Genomic DNA, 1,855 nt, shown 5'->3' on the forward strand with positions numbered 1-1,855 from the left:
AAAAAAGTACCAGCTTTTCAGTGGCAAGAGCTGCAAAAAGCTAGTATTTTGGGATGGTTATGGCAGAAAAATTGAGGGACAATTTTTCCGACTACCTCCTCTATAATTCCCATTTCTCCTGTCTCCTGTCTCCTGTCTCTTGTCTCCTACCCTCACTCATAAGACTTTTTCAGCAAATCCTAATTAGTTGCTCATTTTGTAGCAATATTTAGCCAATTAATTTTACTACCTAATTTGAAAATTATTCGCTTCCAGAGAAGCATCATTATTCAAAACGGCAAATTGAGCACCATCTCCTAAACCAGATTCACTACCATTAGGATTATAAAATAATGCGCCACTGGCAGAATTATAAACAATAAAAGCACCATTAGTGGCAACAGCATCATCACTTTCAACTATGGCAAAGTCTGTTTCCACACTGAAACCTTCACCTGCATCACTCTCTAAAGCAGTGAATGTTTTTTTGTCTAACAAAATCAAGTCTCGTTGTACATCAAAATCTGTGATTGTATCTATACCTATTGTAGGGGTTTCAAACTCTTGGTTAGTGTTGAAAATGAAGCGGTCAATGCTTGCTCCACCGGTGAGAGTGTCGTTGCCTGCACCTCCATTGAGGCGATCGCGACCAATACCTCCTGTTAAAATATCGTCGCCATTGCCACCGAGTAAGATATCAAACCCAGGGCGACCTTCGAGAGTGTCATTGCCGTCGTTACCACGCAACAGGTCATTGCCTCTACCACCAATGATTTGGTCTGCACCACTACCACCATTAACAGTATCGTCACCACCTCCAGCTTTGAGAATGTCATTGCCGTCGTTACCATTAACACGATTATTTGCTATATTGTCTGTGATGGTATTATCTAGGCTATTACCTGTACCATTAATTGCATCGTTGCCTGTGAGATTGAGATTTTCTAAGTTATCTCCTAGAGTGTAAGTGATAGAGGAGTTGACAGTATCATTACCTGCATCGGCTAATTCTGTGACGGTATCTTCTGAGTTATCTACCACATAATAGTCATTCCCCGGCCCACCAATCATCATGTCTATTCCTGAGCCGCCATCGAGTTGATCGTCGCCAGCACCACCTATGAGGGAGTCGTTGTCAGTATTGCCTAGAAGAGTGTCATTTCCCCCTGCACCGTCAATAGTATCATTGCCTGCTAATCCATCTATCAATTCGTTTCTGGAGGTGCCAGAGAGATTATCGTCTTCTGGAGTGCCAGGAGGTCCGGTAGTATTGAGTAGTATTGAGACAACATCATGGGAATTAGTCATAACTAAGTCGAGATAGTCATCTCCATTGAATTCCCCTACTGCTATTGACCCTGGATAACCTCCTGTTGCAAAAGTAGTAGGATTGGCAAAAGAGCCATCTCCATTTCCTAATAACACTGACACATCATTGGAGAAACCATGAGTTGTGGCTAAGTCGAGATTGCCATCTCTATTGAATTCTCCTACTGCTATTGAGGTTGGGTCATATCCTGTCTCAAAATTAGTACGAGCAGCAAAAGAGCCATCTCCATTTCCTAATAACACTGACACATCAAATTCATTAGTCACAGCTAAGTCGAGATTGCCATCTCCATTAAATTCTCCTACTGCTATTGACAGTGGGAAATCTCCTACCTCAAAATTAGTAGGAGCAGCAAAAGAGCCATCTCCATTTCCTAATAACACTGACACATCAGCGAAGAAATAATTGGCCACAGCTAAGTCGAGATTGTCATCTCCATTAAATTCTCCTACTGTTATTGAGCGTAGTTCATCTCCTAACTCAAAATTAGTAGGAGCAGCAAAAGAGCCATCTCCATTTCCTAATAATACTGAAATAACTGAGACA

Annotated in this window: 1 protein-coding gene; it reads right to left on the reverse strand. The window is 41.6% G+C overall.

Features of this window, described 5'->3' with window-relative positions; translation table 11 throughout:
* Positions 1–225 precede the first annotated feature (225 nt).
* A partial coding sequence (locus tag F6K13_RS31275; RefSeq protein ID WP_287289597.1) for a calcium-binding protein occupies positions 226–1,855 on the reverse strand: 1,630 nt, incomplete at its 5' end.

Origin of the sequence: Okeania sp. SIO2B9 (assembly GCF_010672505.1) — a bacterium.
GTDB classification, from domain to species: domain Bacteria; phylum Cyanobacteriota; class Cyanobacteriia; order Cyanobacteriales; family Microcoleaceae; genus Okeania; species Okeania hirsuta.